Raw genomic sequence first — 16,806 nt, forward strand, 5'->3', positions numbered from 1 at the left:
GATTGTTTTCTGCACCACGCGGAAACACCCTCGCATTCAGCCTCGCCTCCGAACATGTCCAAACAGACTCAACCGACCCATGCTCAATACCTGAAGGCCAAAAGTCTTGTCGGCATTTTACCAAATGGTCTGTAAAGCTCAGGATACGGGTCACTGCCTTGCAAACTGCAATGAATCAAGCGTCACTTTATCGCATAGCTGATTGATAAAATGGACGGCTGCATGCGTGAGCGTTCGATTTTTACGAACAAAGATAATCGTTTTACATGTCGGTAGTTCGCTCATATCCAGTATGCAAAGCTCTCCTTCGTTCACTTCGTTAACGACCGAGTATTTGGGCAGCACAGATAAATAGTCAGAGGACTGAACGTAATCCTTGATATAACTAATCTGGCTCATCTCTAACTTAGGTTCAAACTCAAGCCCTTGCTCTTGCAAACATTGGTGGAAGAGTTGCGTGGTTTGAAACCGATGGCTTAGCGCGACGAAAGGCTGCTTTACGATATCTTTCAGCAGCAAATTCGGTTGGCGGACGAAGGGATGCGACTGACGGGCGACAATCACGATTGGCGTCTCGACACTTTTGACAATATCAATACCACTGCAATCATCAGGCTGCATCGCAATACCAATATCAGCGTGATCGTTTCGGACGCTCGAATAGCTCTCTTGGCTCCCTGAGATATTGATTCCAAAACTCACCTCAGGATACTTCCTGGCAAACGCCTCCATCGGGGGCATAACCCAAGACTCAACGACCCCTTCAATCGTTGCCAGTTGAATGTTCCCCGTGAGCAGGTTTTGTAACTTGTCGATTTCAGACTTGGCCAACTCTATCTCTCGAATTGTCCGACGCACATGTTTTTCGACGACTTTTCCCTGTTCTGTCAGAAACATACCATTCGCTCTCCTCTCGAAAAGCGGCGTACGAAAATAGTGCTCAAAATTTTTTATCTGGCGACTGAGTGCTGATGCACTGATATGCAGCAATCTTGATGCTTCTCTCAGTGACTGGGTTTCTGCTAACACAACGAAGTATTTCATTGTTGTCATTTCCATGAATCCCCCCTTTCTACTTCCTTGTTCATGATGAAACACATCACGCACTATCTTGGTCGAGTGTTCTAATTATTGCAACACAGCGTGAAAATCTTACTGATATTAGAAACGCACAGCCTCCACTAAGATTGAACCAACTCAAATGAAAAGGATGCTTATTGATGAAAACCAAAAGGAAAATACTGTGGTTTACTGTCGTGTTCTTCCTGTTTCTCACCACACTCCCGTATTTAGGTTACTTTGATCAGCCCGTACTGGTTGCCGGGATTCCAGAGCCACTTTTTCTCATTCTGCTTTGCAATGTCGTACTGACTGTCTGCGCGATCGCTATCTATCCCCTTTACTTTAAACCTCTGATGAAAAAGCTTGCCGACAAACCAATCGTGAGGATCGAATAATGAATCATGACATCACACTTGGGATCTTATTCTCGTTCTTGGTGGCGTTTACCGTGGTTGCATATTTCGCAAAGAAAAATGCGCCGGAAACGGGAACTTCGACTGAAAGCTATGTGATTGGTGGCCGAAGCATGGGCACCGTCGTCCTGCTTCTCTCGATGGGAGCAACCTACTTCTCGACCTGGACTTTACTCGGTGCTTTTGGAACCTACTATCGCAGCGGTGTCTGGTTCTCATCCTTTGCTGTTTGGACCATCTTTCATGGCATTTTTGTCTGGTTATTTGGGACTCGGATCTGGCTCGCTGGTAAGAAATTTGGTTTTTTCACCCCCGGACAAATGTTTCAGCACTACTACTCGAGTAAGCGGCTGAGAATCGCTGTCGCGATTGTGGGGATTCTTGCGCTTGTGCCCGTCATGCTGATCCAGATTAGCGGTGGCGCGCAAGCGCTGGAGTCTCTGACTGACGGTATGGTGCCTTATGTGATCGGCGTGACTGTGACTTCTTTGATGGTCGGTGTCATTGTGCTCTGGGCAGGATTTAAAGGGACGGCATGGACCGATTCGTTCATGGGTTTGTTCTTCGCCTCAATTTTAATCTTCACCGCCTTTTATGCAGCCGACAAGGCCGGTGGATTCGCATTGTTTGAGAAAGCATTGGCGCATAGCCCTGAGAAAATGGTCACAGGCGGCAACCCTCTCAAGATGATTGAACTGTGGTTAGGACTGGGTTTTGGTGCCTGGGTGCTACCGCATATGTGGCAAAAATACTACTCAGCCTCTTCAGCCGAAGTACTGGGTAAAGTGGCCGCCATGACCCCATTCTGGAACTCATGGATGATGGCAATCATTCCATTAGTTGTTGGCACGGCCGCGATGATCCCTGGTGTCGTGCCTGGGGTAACCGCTGCAACAAGTGACACCATTCTACCGCAGTTCTTCTCCGCACATTTACCGGTGCTCGGCGCTTTTGTTGTGGCAGGTATCCTTGCAGCAGCCATTTCCACCATCAATAGCCAATTGCTCTCTTCTGCGAGTATCGTCGCAGAAGATATTGTGAACTCGCTGCGCAAATCCCCCATGACGTCTATCAATACAGTTAGAGTCACAAAGCTTGCGGTGATCGCACTCACGCTTCTGGTTTTCGTGCTCGCATTAACACCGGGCGGCGCCGGGTTTTTGATCCCAATTGCTTCACTCGGGTTTGGTCTTGGCTTGCAAATTGTGCCAAGTGCACTGGGCATACTGTATTTCAGATCGATTTCTGAAGCGGGTGCATTCTGGGGGTTAATCACAGGCGCATCAGCCATGGGGATTTCAGCCTTACTCGGGTTGAACTTCATTGTCGGGCATGGGCTGTTCGGACTGATCATCAATGTCATCGTTACTGTGGTGATCAGTCAAAAAACACAACCTGTCTCGCAAGACTCAGTGGCCCAGTATCACAATATGTATGCCGCGTATATGACCGACAACGTCTCGACTGACGATGAGGTCAGCGATCATATCGTCCCCCAAAAGTAAGGATACAGAATGAAAAATAAAACGAAGGTGGCACTTGTTCAAGACAGCAGCGTTCCATTTGATGCCGAGAAAACAACAGAGAAAGCAATCGCTCTGATTGCGCAATGTGCCAGCAATGGTGCTGAGCTCGCCGTCTTTCCGGAAGCTTTTCTGGGCACATACCCCAAAGGGCTCACATTTGATGCGCCAGTTGGGACACGCCTTCCTGAAGGAAGAGAAGACTATTACCGATACTATGAGGGCGCAGTCACACTCGATGGTACTGAAGTCCAAAAACTGACGGATGCCGCAGCAGAACATCATATTTTTGTGGTGATGGGTGTGATAGAGCGGCTGGGTACGACCCTTTATTGCAGCGTGATATTCATTGATCCGGCTGAGGGTTTGGTGAATATCCGCAGAAAGCTCATGCCAACAGGCTCAGAACGTTTAATCTGGGGCTTTGGAGATGGCTCGACGCTGAAAGTTGTTGAAAGCAGCATCGGAAAAATTGGCGCGGTCATCTGCTGGGAAAACTACATGCCAGCGCTACGGGCCGCGATGTATGCACAAGGCGTTGAAATTTATTGTGCACCGACCGCCGATGACAGAGAGTCCTGGCTCTCAAGTATGCGTCACATCGCCATGGAAGGGCGCTGCTTCGTTCTGAGTGCTTGCCAACACATCACTCGTGGAGAATATGGTGAAAATTATCGCAGCGTCTTACACGCTGACAGCAATGACGTTGTGATGAAAGGCGGGAGTGTGGTTGTCGGCCCGCTTGGCGAAATTATTGCGGGTCCTGTATTTGATGAGAAAACAATTATTTATGCAGAACTGGATAAAGAAACCCTGATTCGGAGCAAATTAGACTTTGATCCCGTGGGCCATTACGCCAGGCCAGATGTACTCTCAATCAATGTTGATACGACGCGTAAATCAGCCGTTTGTTTTCACGCCTCACCATCACTGCCACATCAAAACGGATACTGACCATAAAGAGAGCGGCATGAACGTGTGTGAATGCCTGCACCCCATCAAGTCTCTGAATCTTCGAGCCCGGTTGAATTGCCGGGCTTTTTGCCTTTGTTTCGCAATCAGATCAAACCAATTTTTCGCAACCGCCGGTACAGCGTATTCCGGCTGATGCCTAAAGCTTTTGCGGTGCGGGAAATATTACCGCCCTGAGCCTCATACGTTGCCAGCATGGTCTCTGAAATGGCAGCCTCTAATTTTCCAGCTGTAGGATCTTCAGCCGGCAGCGATGCCGAAGAAAAGTGACATCGTTGGTGCTGTGGCACATGATTCAGCGTCAATTCCGATTCCCCTTCTGCCAGCGCGACGGCCACTTTCATCAGGTTATCCAGCTCACGAACATTGCCAGGCCATGCATAACATGTGAGTTGATGCGCCAGTTCGGGACAGATCGCCAGCAAAGGATCGCCGCTATGCTTTTGCAGCAGGGCCTGAATCAGCATGGGTTTATCCTGTCGGTCACGCAGCGCGGGAAGTGTCAGAACCAGTCCGTTGAGCCGGTAATACAAGTCTTCCCGGAAGCGTCCTTCTGCAACGGCCTGCGCCAAATCCTGATGTGTGGCCGCAATAATCCGGATATCGACCGGAACCGGTTGTGTGGCTCCAACGGGGACGACCTCTTTATCCTGAAGGACATGCAGCAAACGGGTTTGAGCCGACAGAGGCATCTCCGCAATTTCATCCAGAAACAAAATCCCCTGATGTGCTTGTCTGATTTTGCCGGGCTGTCCCTGACGGCTGGCACCGGTAAACGCGCCCGGCATATAACCAAATAATTCGGATTCAATCAGGGTCTGCGACAAAGCCCCGCAGTTCACGGCAATCAGGGGAAATTTTCGTCGGGTGCTATTCTGGTGAAGCAGTTTCACGAACGCACCTTTCCCGACACCGGTTTCACCCAGCACCAGAACAGGGATATCTTTTTCAATCAGCTTACAGGCCTGCTGCCATGCCTGTTCAATCCGCGCATCTCCGAAATGGAGCGGGCAAGAGGGTGATAACGTTTGACGGGCTGACGATGTGCGGTGTGATGGCCGTTTTTCAGTATTGAGTCTGTGTTTCTGATAAATCAGTGGTGCGACATCTGACACCCCAGTTTCCCCCTCACCGATGAGTTCTTCCAACTGCCGTCCCAACATCTGGTGTGCACCTAACAGCCGCTCTGCAGCTGAGTTATGTGCCAGAATCTGTCCCTGCTCATTCGCGATCAGAATTCCCTGCCAGCCAGAATTCAGAACCGTCGAATCGCAAGCCAGATCCACCCGAACCGAGGCATCCGGTAACTGACAGAGCAATGCATTTTCAACCCACTGAACCATCTGCTGAACCAGTAACCGGGTTTGTTCGGTATGCTCTTGCTGCTCACTCGTGATATCCAGAACACCAATCAAAGTCCCAGACGGGCTGAACAATGGGCTCGCTGAGCAACTGATAAACCTGTGCTTGCGTATAAAATGCTGCGCGCCCATCACGGTAATCAACTGCTGCTCAGTCAGCGCATTGCCGATCGCATTGGTTCCTTTCAATGATTCCTGCCAGCACACGCCGGATTCGAGTGCGATACCGGTTAATCGGTTTTCAAATCTGGACTGCCCCCAGGCCTGAATGATCACGCCTTCGGCATCGCCGAGTAACAAACGGCTATTCGTGCCTGCAAAAACCTGATTAAACAAGGGCAATGCGATGGCCTCAACTGCCGCGATCATCGCGCTGGCCTGTGCTTGCCTTTCCTCTAATGCAATCCGATCTAACCGGATGTTTTCCGGCATTTGGCTTTCCCGTAAACCTGCACGCTGGCACCGGTGCCAGGAATCGGACAGCCAGTCTGAACTGGTCGCTGTAACAGAAGTTGGCATCATCAAGTGTTCCGTTTTAGAACAGTGTTCCACGTACCACTGAGCAGCAATGAAACACTGATCGCGGTGATCAGTCTCAGTGCCGGCAGCAGCACTCATTCAATATTATTTGATTCATCATAGCGTTACATTTATTTAACAACAAGTCGACCCAGTTGGCCCGGGACTTGCGATAATCCCCCCGAATGAACAACATCACCCAGCAGCTTATCTGACTGAAAAGTGGTCAGTTCATCACAACCAGAATCGACAAAAAAGGAAATTGCTATGATCTATGCGCAACCGGGAACGCCAGAGTCAATTGTGAATTTTAAGTCACATTACGATAACTTTATTGGCGGAAAGTGGGTGAAGCCTGTGTCCGGGCAATACTTCGACAATGTGTCACCCGTCAACGGCAAAGCCTATTGTCAGGTGGCTCGTTCAAAAGCTGCGGATATCGAGCTGGCGCTGGATGCCGCACATGAAGTCCGGGCCAAATGGGCCAGCACTAGTGTGGCCGATCGTTCCAATATCCTGCTGAAAATTGCGGATCGGATTGAAGCCAACCTTGAAATGCTGGCCGTTGCTGAGTGCTGGGAGAACGGGAAACCCGTTCGGGAAACACTGGCTGCTGACCTGCCACTGGTGGTCGATCATTTCAGATACTTTGCCGGGTGTATCCGAGCGCAGGAAGGCACAGCGGCAGAGCTGGATGCTCATACCGCCAGCTATCATTTCCCTGAGCCGGTCGGCGTGGTGGGTCAGATCATTCCCTGGAACTTCCCGATGCTGATGGCAGCCTGGAAACTCGCCCCTGCCATGGCCGCGGGCTGCTGCGTGGTGCTGAAGCCCGCAGAGCAAACACCCACTTCCATTCTGGTGCTCATGGAAACCATCGGCGATTTAATTCCTGCTGGTGTGGTGAATATTGTAAATGGGTACGGCAGCGAAGCCGGTCAGGCACTGGCCACCAGCAAACGCATTGCCAAGCTGGCCTTCACGGGCTCAACGGATGTGGGTCACCACATTCTGAAATGCGCCGCGGATAACCTGATCCCTTCCACCGTTGAGCTGGGCGGCAAGTCACCCAACGTCTACTTTGAGGACATCTTCGATCACGAAGATGCCTATCTGGATAAATGTGTCGAAGGCTTGCTGCTGGCCTTCTTCAATCAGGGCGAAGTCTGCACTTGTCCGAGCCGGGTGTTGGTCCAGGAATCTGTTTACGACAAATTTATTGCCAAAGTTGTCGAGCGAGCCAGTACCATCAAACAAGGCAATCCGCTGGATACCAGCACTCAGGTCGGTGCACAGGTATCTCAGGAGCAATTTGATAAGATTCTGAGCTATCTGGAAATCGGCCGCCAGGAAGGGGCTGAAGTCTTACTGGGGGTGATGTAGCAGTGCAGTCCGGAGAGATTGCATCCGGCTATTACATCGCACCGACCCTGCTGAAAGGCAATAACAAGATGCGCGTCTTTCAGGAAGAAATCTTTGGTCCGGTCATTGCGGTCACCACCTTCAAGGATGAAGCCGAAGCGCTGGCAATTGCCAATGACACCGAATACGGCTTGGGCGCCGGGGTGTGGACACGGGACGCCAACCGCGCTTATCGCATGGGCCGGCAAATCGAAGCTGGCCGGATCTGGGTCAACTGCTACCACGCCTACCCCGCTCATGCAGCCTTTGGCGGCTATAAGAAATCCGGGATTGGCCGTGAAACCCACAAGATGATGCTGGATCACTATCAGAACACCAAAAACCTGCTGGTGAGCTACGATGTGAATCCCCTGGGTTTCTTCTGACTTATCGGTAATAGAGCAAACAGCCGGTCTGATGACCGGCTGTTGAATGTCGTATTTACTGAATCAGCAAACGGACTTTTTCCAGATCTTCCGGGGTATCAACACCGGCTGGGGGAGGATCAATCGCGACATCGACATGGATTTTCTCACCATGCCAGAGCACACGCAGTTGTTCGAGCGACTCGATCTTCTCGAGCGTGCTGGGCTCCCAATGGATGTAAGTGTTAATGAAACCCGCCCGGTAGGCATAAATCCCAATGTGACGCAGCAGGTTCTGATGAATCTCCTGCGGGCGTTTTGCGAAGTTATCGCGATCCCACGGAATCGATGCACGGCTGAAATATAAGGCGTAGCCGTTTTTATCTGTCACCACTTTGACCGCATTGGGGTTGAACACTTCATCCGCATGATCAATTTCAACCGCAAGCGTTGCCATGGGTGCATCACTCCGGGCCAGATTATCTGCAACCTGACGAATGATGCTTGGCGGAATCATGGGCTCATCGCCCTGCACATTCACAACGATTTCATCTGCGGCCAACTGGTATTGTTCAACCACTTCCGCCAGACGTTCCGTACCGGATTCATGATCCGTGCGCGTCATGCACACTTCACCGCCGAACGCTTTCACAGCATCGGCAATACGTTGATCATCTGTTGCAACAATCACCTGAGAAGCGCCCGCTTTACAGGCCTGCTCGTATACCCATTGGATCATCGGTTTTCCGGCGATATCAGCCAGTGGTTTACCCGGTAGCCGGGAAGACTGATAACGCGCGGGAATAATGACAGTAAATGCCATTACATCACCTCTTCTGCGCTCAGGGTACGGGCTTCCGGCTCCAGCAGCACAGGAATACCGTCTTGGATCGGATACGCCAGGCGATCAAACTTACAGATCAGCTCATGGTTGTCTTTGTCAAAGTGCAGCTTCCCTTTACAAACCGGGCAGGCAATGATTTCAAGCAGACGATGATCCATATTCTTCCTTCACTTTTATGATTTGATTAATTAATGCAGTGGCCTGAGGCTCTGAGAGTTTGGCATCAACCGGCAGATACCACCAGTTGGGCTGCGCGAATGACTGGCATTTCACTGCATCTTTTTCGGTCATGACCAAATGTTGGCCTTTCGCAGCCAGATCCGCCAGTTCACTGGCCTGAAAGGCCTGATGATCCGCAAATGGCTGACAGTATACCGGCTGGACATTCAATTGATTCAGCGTGGCAAAAAATCGCGGCGGATGGCCAATGCCCGCCATGGCGACCACATCCTGTAAGCTACTGGCATCCCGTCGTTCACCCGTTACCAGATTCACCATCTGACCCGGCGACAGTTGCATGGCGATTTCTCCGGGCTTGGCGTCACCGCCGTTGCAGATCAGAAAATCCACGGAGGCCAGACGCGCACAACTTTCACGCAACGGGCCAGACGGAATCATCTGTTCGTTCCCGAACCGGCGCTTGCCGTCAATCACGACGATTTCCAGCGCTCTGTCGAGTGCGTAATGCTGCAGGCCATCATCAGTGATGATCACATCCACTTCAGACTCCAAAGCCTGCACGGCCTCCGCACGTTTCGGTGCAACCACCACAGGCGCACCTGTTCTTTTCGCGATCAGAACCGGCTCGTCACCTGCTTCTGCCGTCGTCGTTTCTGCCGTCAGCCGCAGTGGGTACTGTGCCGCCTTGCCGCCATAACCGCGGGAAACGACACCCACCCGGTAGCCTTTCGCCTGTAACTGCTCGACCAGCCAGATCACCACCGGCGTTTTACCATTCCCGCCAGCAGTAATATTCCCCACCACCACCACAGGCACAGCGGCACGGTAGGCTGGCTTTTTGCCGCTCAGAAAATCACGACGCCGGGCACGGCTGATCCAGCCATACACCTGACTCAAGGGCCAGAACACAGGCGCAAGCGCCCACCCGGCGGGGTGGCGCTCAAACCAGATTTTTTCGATCAGGTTCGCCATAAAGTGCCTGCTCAGTCACCAAACTGAATGCGGTGAAGCTGTGCGTAGGCGCCGTCTTTTTCCAGCAGCTTCGCATGCACACCACGTTCAATGATTTCACCTTCGTCCACCACCAGAATTTCATCGGCGTTCTCAATCGTCGACAGGCGGTGTGCGATCACCAGCACCGTTTTATCTTTCTGGAGTTCATCCAGCGCGGCCTGAATGGCCCGCTCAGATTCGGTATCCAGCGCCGAGGTTGCCTCGTCCAGAATCAGGATCGGTGCATCACGCAGCAATGCCCGGGCGATCGCAATCCGCTGACGCTGACCACCGGACAGGCTCACACCGTTTTCACCGATCACGGTGTCCAGCCCCTGCTCCATGCCATTAATGAAGTCCATCGCGTAAGCCAGCTCAGCGGCTTTTTCGATGTCTTCACGGCTGAAACGATCCCCACTGGCGTAAGCGATGTTGTTCGCGATGGTGTCATTAAACAAGTGAACGTTCTGAGACACAATCGCAACCTGATCACGCAGATTCGACAAGCGATAATCGTGAATATCCCGCGCATCAATAGCGATCAAACCGGAATCAATGTCGTAAAAACGGGTCAGCAGATTGGCAATGGTACTTTTCCCGGAACCGGAGCGGCCAACCAGCGCCAGTGTCTTACCGGCAGGCAGTTCAAAACTGACATTGCGCAGCGCAGGCGTCTCTTTGGTCGGATAGGTAAAGGTCACATCTTTGAATGCCACATCTCCTTTGACGCGAGTCGGCGCATGTGTCCCGTGATCTTTTTCAGTTTCCAGTTCCATCAGGCCAAACAAAGTCTGGCAGGCGGCCATCCCGCGCTGGAACTGCGACGTCACATTGGTCAGGGCTTTCAGCGGACGCATCATGCCGAACATGGCACCAAAGATCAGGGCAAACGTCCCCGGCGTCAGCTCATTGCGAAGACTCTCGGTATTTGCCAGCACCAGCACAGCGACCAGCGCCATCGATGCAATCAGCTGAATCACCGGGTTCGCAATCGCCTGGGCAGACACCAGCTTCATGGTTTGCTGACGCATGCGGTTGCTGACTTTTTCAAAGCGTTGCTGTTCGACCTGCTGACCGCCGTAGCTCAGGACCACTTTGTGGCCTTTGAGCATCTGCTCTGCCGACGAGGTCACTGAGCCCATGGTGTCTTGCATGTTTTTAGAAATCTTACGGAAGCGTTTCGACACGATCCGAATACTGATCGCGACAACAGGCGCAATCACGAGCAGGATTGCCGACAACTGCCAGCTGTTCCAGAACATCATGCCCATCAGCGCAATAATGGTCGCCCCTTCACGGACCAGACTGACCAGCGCGCTGCTGGTTGCCGAGGCAACCTGCTCGGTATCGTAAGTAATGCGTGACAGCAGTGAGCCCGCAGATTCTTTGTCGAAAAAGCTCACCGGCATTTTCATGAAGTGATTAAACACCTGACGACGCATGTTCATGACCACGTTCCCGGAAACCCAGGACAGGCAATACGTCGAGACAAACCCGCTGATCCCACGAACCAGCATCAGGCCCAGAAGATAAAACGGCATCACCGCCAGAAAGTTGGATTCGACACTGTCCAGCCCTCCGAAACTTTCATCCATCAGCGGCTTAATCATTGAAAGCATCAGTGCATCGCTGGTGGCATTCACAACCAGAGCGATAACAGCGGCAACCAGTCCTGCTTTGTATAAACTGATAGATGGCCAGAGTCGTTTGAACGTATCCCAAGTGGATTGATCGTTTACTTGTGTCATGTAAAACCGATGGTTATCTGTGATTGGCGGCTATTCTACTCGTTAACTTGAGATGCACCAAGTCGGTAACGGTCTCATGACAGCCTCTTGTGTTTGTTTTTTCAGCAATCTGAACCTATCGGCAGCAATCAACAGATGAAGGTCTGAACAAAGTCTGGTACCAACCCCGCCGGATATCCTGCCGATACCGGACCACGTCAATCTGTCCCTGATGAATACGTAAGCGGATTTGTCCGTTTTCTGCGGTATCCAGCCAGTCGATTCCCCGCGAGAGATACCGCGCTTTCACCTGCGCGGATGGCAAAGGCCACGGGCTGTATCTGCCTGTTGAGACCAGCGCATAACGCATGTCCAGAGACTGCAACCAGGTCTGCGTCGAAGACGTCTGACTGCCATGATGCGGAACCAGTAAAATGTCTGCTTTGAGCCTGGGCTCCAGCTTTGCCAGTAAAAGCTCAGAAATGGCATCAATGTCACCGGTCAGCAAAACCGTTGTTACTGCGTCCGGGTTCAAAAGCCGATCGCTGACTTCGACAACACAGGAATGCGGATTTCCCGCCCGTGCCACCCGTTTTGGCGGCCAGAGCACCCGAAAGCTCAGATCCTGCCAGCGCCAAGCCTGACCGCGGACACAAGGCGCAAATCTGGCCCGGTGATCGCTGCTTCGCTGCCAGTCTGGATTCAGGCGTGTGATCGCATCCTGTGCCCCACCGGCGTGGTCGGCATCGGCATGACTGAGGATCAGACCATCCAAGCGAGTGATCCCCTGAGCCCTGAGCACGGGTTCTATGACGGATAACACCATGCTGCCGCCTGGCCAGCGAATGCCGGTATCATATAACACAGCCCGTTCTTGTCGCTGAATCAGCACCGCCAGACCGTGCCCCACATCCAGCATATCAATGCGCCAGTCTTGCGGCGGTAGCACCTGCTGCTGATACCATGCCCGAATGCCGAGCAACGCAATCAATAAACTCAGTTGCAGTCCCACAAACTGACGCCAGGGCAGAAACCACCCGATCATCACTGCAGCAACGGCAATCAACAACCCCGCAAACACAGTTTCTGATAACGGCCACCAGCCTCCTACAGCCAATTCCCCCAGCCACACAACCGGTGTGATTGAATGGTCCGCCCATTGCCAGAACAGCCCGGAAAGGGAGGGAAAAGCCATCAGCGACACAGCAGCCAGCACCAAAGGCACAGTCACCAGGCTCACCCAAGGCACCGCCATCAGATTCATCAGGGGCGACAGCGGTGAAATACCGCCGAACCAGATCCACTGAAACGGCAACATCAGTCCGAGTAAAATCAGTTGTAGCAGTGCATACACCCGCAGTGTTTCCCGCCAGACAACCGGAAGCGACTCCCGCATTCCCTTCCGCCGCCGAATCCCGCCGGTATTGGCAAGATAGAGCACCAGAACCGCCCCAAACGATAACCACAACCCGGCCGAATATGAAGCCAGCGGATCCAGCAACAGACAAACTGCCAGCACGACCAGCCAGATCCGTAAGCCATCCCAGACGATGCCACACCGGATCAGTAACAAACAAAACGCCGACATCAGCAAAGCTCTTTGTGTCGGTATGCTGAACCCGGCCAGCCAGGCATACCCGCAGGCGAGTCCGAGCGCGAGCCATAACGGGAGCCAGCCCAGCCAATTGCTCTCAGGCAACCCACCCCGTATCCGACCCCCAAGCCACCAGCCCATCGCAACCACAAGACCGATATGCAGCCCGGATATCGCCATCAGATGCGCTAAACCACTATCCCTCAGCATGACCCAGTCATCCTGACCCAATCCGTCGCGCTCTCCAAAACTCAGTGCGAGCAGATAAGCCTGATGCGTCAAACCTTCTGTCAGACGCAATGCCCGTTCATAGAAGCGCTGTCTGAGAGAGACTGAATCCGGTGCGGACAATAACTCCCCGGACAAGACCGTTCCCGTCCCGTGAATCCCGGCGCCCAATGCATACCGCTCTGCATCAAATCCCGCAAGATTCACCCGGCCACTCGGACGCCGGACGCGCACCGTCAGTTGCCAGTCTTGCCCTTGCCTTAAAACAGGTCCTTCAGGCCAGTCGAGATGTAACTGCATGTTTTCTTTGCGCAGAAGATCGCGCTCCTTCACAGACTTCACAAAGAAATGGAACCGGTTATCAAGAATATTGTGATTTATTAGGCTGCGAACCTCGCCAACTATGGTAATATTCTCGCGCTCCTGAGGCAGGCGGTTCACTGTCTGACCGTAGTCTGCAGCATGCCACCACGCCCAGAGCCCGCCTAACGCGAATACCAGCACAAAAACGATTCGCAAATAGAGAAATATCGCTCCACCTATAATCATGGCTGTAATCAACCATATGTAGTCTGGCATGGATGGCCAGTAGTGAAGTGACAATATTCCGAGTATTAAACCGGCTGTCATCTGGTACATCGTGACAACCCGACGCATACAGCCATCAGATAATATGACAAACGATGCCAAGACAACTGATTAAACGTTTCTTGCCCAGCCCGGAGAGGATTAAAAGCCAAAAGGCTTTGAAAGTATTCGGTACTGTGCTGCATAACCCTAACCTCTGGTGTCTGAACCGCCGCTCGGCTTCCGGCGCTTTTGCGGTTGGCCTCTTTATGGCCTACGTGCCTTTACCAAGCCAGATGATCATGGCTGCTGGTCTGGCAATCCTGTTTGGTGTGAATCTTCCGCTGTCTGTTTCTCTTGTCTGGATCACCAACCCCATCACGATGCCGGTGATGTTTTATGCCGCCTATAAAGTTGGTGCCTGGCTCATGAACGTGCCCTATCAACCCTTTCACTTTGAATTGTCCTGGGCATTTCTTCAGGAACAAATGGGCTACATTGGACCGCCATTCTTACTCGGCTGTCTGGTCTGTGCCACGCTCTGTTCACTGATTGGTTACTTCGGCATCCGGGGGTTCTGGCGCTATTCCGTCGTTCGCAGCTGGAACAAACGCCGTTTTCGCTAAGTTATCACCTCGAGCCGGCATCTCCCCGGCTCTCGCTCGTTCCTTACCAACCGCGTAAATTAATGCAAACGACGCAGAAAAAAATCCGTTGTTCGCCTGACAATGAGATCGCTCGCAAGCCCCATTTCCACCACTGCAAAGCCACATCAAAAAACCGACACACATCTTAAGCCTGTCGTTGCATATCCTCAGTTTGCAATCACAAAATCCTGCATCCATTTTGATTATCATTTGACCCAAAAACCAACCGGCTCTAGATTAAAGCCCACCCAAAACTGGTATACCGGTATTCCAAATGAATTATGAATTCGATAAATCAATTGCTTACACAAAAATCATCGCCTTAATTCAGTCCGAGGGCTGGCCGCCCGGTACCAAACTGTCCGAACGAAAAATATCAGCAGAAATCGGCATGGGCCGGGTTCCCGTGCGGGAAGCATTAAAAGACCTGCAGCGATTTGGCGTCATTGATGTCAGCCCTGCCAAAGGCTCTTTCCTGCGCCGTGTCACCCAGAAAGATCTTCAGGAAACTTACGAAATCCGGGAGTTACTGGAAGTGAAAGCCGTCGAACTGGCTGCAATGCGTCATCCGGAAGGGAGTCTGGATCAATTCGAAATGCAATTTCGTACTTTGATCGCGGCGGTAGAGCAATACAGCATTGAAGCCATTGATGAATTTTGCAGCCAGTTTCATGATTATTTGTTCCAACTGGCCGATAACCAGATTCTGGTGGAAACCTTCAAACCGTTTAAATTAAAAAGTGCGCTGCTTTTTCAACTTCCCACGCAAGCGTTATCGCACCGTTTCAACCTGAAGAAAGAAATCCTGGAAGAACACCTGACAATTTTATTACTCGTAAAGGAAAGAAATACCCTGGCTTGCCGTTCATCCATGAAAGCACACTTAAATGCGGGTTTTGCACTTCGCGAGAAATATTTTCAGTAAACACGGACTGTGATGATCAATTTTCTCTGCGATAAGTCGCGCCAGACTTCGACCAAGAGGCCTGATATCAACTGTCAGGCAGAGTTGAAAACAAGCATCGAAAGCAAATACCAGCAGTCACTTCACCCGAGCAATCATCAAAGAAGTGATGGGATCACCCAATCATGAAAGGACGTGTAGACATGCTTGCAGGAAGACAAAAGCGCACCATTGCTTTCAGAGTTTTTATCGCCATGATCCTGGGAACGATTGCAGGATTCATCCTGGAGGAAGAGGCTGCCCGGATAAAATTTCTGGGGGATATTTTTCTTAACCTGTTAAAAATGACCATTGTGCCGACCATTTTTATCATCGTGGCTTCCGCCGTCTGTCGTTCAGGACATTCCGGTGAACTGAGCCGTACTGGCGGAAAAGCCGTGATTTACTATCTCGGAACCACACTGGTTGCCGCATTAATCGGCGTGACTGTCGGGCTGGTCCTGGAGCCCGGGGTTGGTTTTACTTTCTCCACGGCTCAGAACAGCACACCGCTGGAAGTGACCGAGATTTCCGGATGGCAGCATTTCATCACCAACCTGTTTCCGGAAAATATCATCGCCAGCATGGCCGAAGGCAATATCATCCATGTCATGATCGCTGCCTTAATGACCGGCTTCGCGCTGCGTCAGGCGGCTCAGGAAAATGAAGCCATTTACACCATGATGGAACAGTGCAGCCAAGTGGTACAGACGCTTGTGGGCTATGTCATTGCTTTGTCACCCATCGGCGTTTTTGCGCTGATGGCACATACCGCCGGCACTTACGGTGCAGCCATGTTCGGCTCCATCGGTATTCTTCTGCTTGTGTTTTATCTTGGTTGCCTGCTGCATTTTCTGTTTACCTATGCCCTGATCGCACGATTACAAATCAATATCGGTCCGTTTGAGCTCATCAAACGTTGCCATGAACAGGTGATTTTTACGTTAGCAACCACCAGCAGCGTCGCGACACTGCCCGTCTCAATCAAAACCGCCCGGGAAAAATTCGGCGTCAGGCAGAACATTGCCAATTTCTGTATCCCGCTGGGCTCACAAATGAACAAAGATGGTAATGCCATCTTGCTTCCGATTGTGCTGATATTTACCGGGAATGCCGCCGGCATAGATTTTACCGTGATCGATCTTGCCCTCATGACCGGATTTTCCATCCTGATGACGCTGGGCGGCGGCGGTATTCCGGGTTCAGGTATCATCAAAATTGCCGTCGTTGCTCAGGCTTTCAACCTGCCGCTTGAAATTGTCGGCATTGCGGCTGGAATATACCGACTGCTGGATATGGGCATCACGACACTGAATTGTCTGGGAGATGTCGTCATTGCTGCAGCGATTGATGCGGACGAGAAACGCACTGAAATGACATCGACGCTCAAGATGTCCCGTGGAAACAACTGAATTTTTCAGGAAAAGGAAAAGCAACGCCCGGTGAATCTCGAAACACGCACCGGGC

At 51.8% G+C, this 16,806-nt stretch carries 13 protein-coding genes and 1 pseudogene; 7 read left to right on the plus strand and 7 right to left on the minus strand.

Features of this window, described 5'->3' with window-relative positions; all coding sequences use genetic code 11:
• Positions 1-150 precede the first annotated feature (150 nt).
• Positions 151-1,059: a LysR family transcriptional regulator gene (locus KDD30_RS08675; RefSeq protein WP_211645441.1), complete on the minus strand. Its 909-nt coding sequence runs from the start codon at positions 1,057-1,059 to the stop codon at positions 151-153.
• 161 nt (positions 1,060-1,220) lie between these two features.
• On the opposite strand from KDD30_RS08675, the gene KDD30_RS08680 reads away from it, so the two are divergent.
• Genes KDD30_RS08680 through KDD30_RS08690 form a run of 3 tightly spaced genes read left to right on the plus strand, consistent with a single transcriptional unit; the run spans position 1,221 to position 3,952 of the window.
• A complete protein-coding gene (locus KDD30_RS08680) occupies positions 1,221-1,457 on the plus strand; it encodes a hypothetical protein (protein ID WP_211645442.1) in 237 nt (78 codons plus the stop codon).
• Positions 1,457-2,980 carry a sodium:solute symporter gene (locus KDD30_RS08685; RefSeq protein WP_211645443.1) on the plus strand — a complete coding sequence of 508 codons (1,524 nt, stop codon included), beginning with the start codon at positions 1,457-1,459 and terminating at the stop codon, positions 2,978-2,980. Before KDD30_RS08680 ends, KDD30_RS08685 begins: the two co-directional genes overlap by 1 nt.
• Positions 2,981-2,989: 9 nt before the next feature.
• The gene (locus KDD30_RS08690; RefSeq protein WP_211645444.1) at positions 2,990-3,952 is read left to right on the plus strand and encodes a carbon-nitrogen hydrolase family protein; all 963 of its coding nucleotides are present in this window, start codon (positions 2,990-2,992) and stop codon (positions 3,950-3,952) included.
• 104 nt (positions 3,953-4,056) lie between these two features.
• Here the strand turns inward: KDD30_RS08690 and KDD30_RS08695 are convergent, their stop codons facing one another.
• The gene (locus tag KDD30_RS08695) at positions 4,057-5,850 is read right to left on the minus strand and encodes a sigma-54-dependent Fis family transcriptional regulator (protein ID WP_211649750.1); all 1,794 of its coding nucleotides are present in this window, start codon (positions 5,848-5,850) and stop codon (positions 4,057-4,059) included.
• Positions 5,851-6,117: 267 nt separating this feature from the next.
• Between KDD30_RS08695 and KDD30_RS08700 the strand changes: the two are divergent.
• A pseudogene (locus tag KDD30_RS08700) lies at positions 6,118-7,637 on the plus strand (aldehyde dehydrogenase family protein).
• A gap of 55 nt (positions 7,638-7,692) precedes the next feature.
• Here the strand turns inward: KDD30_RS08700 and kdsB are convergent.
• The 5 genes from kdsB to KDD30_RS08725 form a co-directional block, all read right to left on the minus strand.
• Complete coding sequence (gene kdsB / locus KDD30_RS08705) at positions 7,693-8,439, minus strand: 3-deoxy-manno-octulosonate cytidylyltransferase (protein WP_211645445.1); 747 nt, start codon at positions 8,437-8,439, stop codon at positions 7,693-7,695.
• Positions 8,439-8,618: a Trm112 family protein gene (locus KDD30_RS08710; RefSeq protein WP_211645446.1), complete on the minus strand. Its 180-nt coding sequence runs from the start codon at positions 8,616-8,618 to the stop codon at positions 8,439-8,441. Before KDD30_RS08710 ends, kdsB begins: the two co-directional genes overlap by 1 nt.
• Positions 8,599-9,612, minus strand: a complete 1,014-nt coding sequence (gene lpxK, locus KDD30_RS08715) for a tetraacyldisaccharide 4'-kinase (protein ID WP_211645448.1) — start codon at positions 9,610-9,612, stop codon at positions 8,599-8,601. Before lpxK ends, KDD30_RS08710 begins: the two co-directional genes overlap by 20 nt.
• Before the next feature lie 11 nt (positions 9,613-9,623).
• A complete protein-coding gene (msbA, locus tag KDD30_RS08720) occupies positions 9,624-11,381 on the minus strand; it encodes a lipid A ABC transporter ATP-binding protein/permease MsbA (protein WP_211645455.1) in 1,758 nt (585 codons plus the stop codon).
• A 115-nt stretch (positions 11,382-11,496) separates the two neighbouring features.
• Positions 11,497-13,839, minus strand: coding sequence for a DNA internalization-related competence protein ComEC/Rec2 (locus KDD30_RS08725; RefSeq protein ID WP_371826035.1), 2,343 nt, complete (start codon positions 13,837-13,839; stop codon positions 11,497-11,499).
• Between the two features lie 26 nt (positions 13,840-13,865).
• On the opposite strand from KDD30_RS08725, the gene KDD30_RS08730 reads away from it, so the two are divergent.
• From KDD30_RS08730 to KDD30_RS08740, 3 genes are all read left to right on the plus strand, one after another.
• On the plus strand, positions 13,866-14,375 hold the full coding sequence (locus KDD30_RS08730) for a DUF2062 domain-containing protein (RefSeq protein WP_211645464.1): 510 nt from the start codon (positions 13,866-13,868) through the stop codon (positions 14,373-14,375).
• Between the two features lie 295 nt (positions 14,376-14,670).
• The gene (locus tag KDD30_RS08735) at positions 14,671-15,321 is read left to right on the plus strand and encodes a GntR family transcriptional regulator (RefSeq protein ID WP_211645466.1); all 651 of its coding nucleotides are present in this window, start codon (positions 14,671-14,673) and stop codon (positions 15,319-15,321) included.
• 164 nt (positions 15,322-15,485) lie between these two features.
• A complete protein-coding gene (locus KDD30_RS08740) occupies positions 15,486-16,751 on the plus strand; it encodes a dicarboxylate/amino acid:cation symporter (protein ID WP_211645468.1) in 1,266 nt (421 codons plus the stop codon).
• Positions 16,752-16,806 lie beyond the last annotated feature (55 nt).

Origin of the sequence: Photobacterium sp. GJ3 (genome assembly GCF_018199995.1) — a bacterium.
Classification (GTDB): domain Bacteria; phylum Pseudomonadota; class Gammaproteobacteria; order Enterobacterales; family Vibrionaceae; genus Photobacterium.

Coding starts and splice junctions, on each gene's coding strand:
- KDD30_RS08740 (WP_211645468.1), top strand. CDS start 15,486: ATGAAAGGACGTGTAGACATGCTTGCAGGAAGACAAAAGCGCACCATT.
- KDD30_RS08680 (WP_211645442.1), top strand. CDS start 1,221: ATGAAAACCAAAAGGAAAATACTGTGGTTTACTGTCGTGTTCTTCCTG.
- KDD30_RS08675 (WP_211645441.1), bottom strand. CDS start 1,059: ATGGAAATGACAACAATGAAATACTTCGTTGTGTTAGCAGAAACCCAG.
- lpxK (WP_211645448.1), bottom strand. CDS start 9,612: ATGGCGAACCTGATCGAAAAAATCTGGTTTGAGCGCCACCCCGCCGGG.
- KDD30_RS08695 (WP_211649750.1), bottom strand. CDS start 5,850: ATGCCAACTTCTGTTACAGCGACCAGTTCAGACTGGCTGTCCGATTCC.
- KDD30_RS08730 (WP_211645464.1), top strand. CDS start 13,866: ATGCCAAGACAACTGATTAAACGTTTCTTGCCCAGCCCGGAGAGGATT.
- KDD30_RS08725 (WP_371826035.1), bottom strand. CDS start 13,839: ATGCGTCGGGTTGTCACGATGTACCAGATGACAGCCGGTTTAATACTC.
- kdsB (WP_211645445.1), bottom strand. CDS start 8,439: ATGGCATTTACTGTCATTATTCCCGCGCGTTATCAGTCTTCCCGGCTA.
- KDD30_RS08690 (WP_211645444.1), top strand. CDS start 2,990: ATGAAAAATAAAACGAAGGTGGCACTTGTTCAAGACAGCAGCGTTCCA.
- msbA (WP_211645455.1), bottom strand. CDS start 11,381: ATGACACAAGTAAACGATCAATCCACTTGGGATACGTTCAAACGACTC.
- KDD30_RS08710 (WP_211645446.1), bottom strand. CDS start 8,618: ATGGATCATCGTCTGCTTGAAATCATTGCCTGCCCGGTTTGTAAAGGG.
- KDD30_RS08685 (WP_211645443.1), top strand. CDS start 1,457: ATGAATCATGACATCACACTTGGGATCTTATTCTCGTTCTTGGTGGCG.
- KDD30_RS08735 (WP_211645466.1), top strand. CDS start 14,671: ATGAATTATGAATTCGATAAATCAATTGCTTACACAAAAATCATCGCC.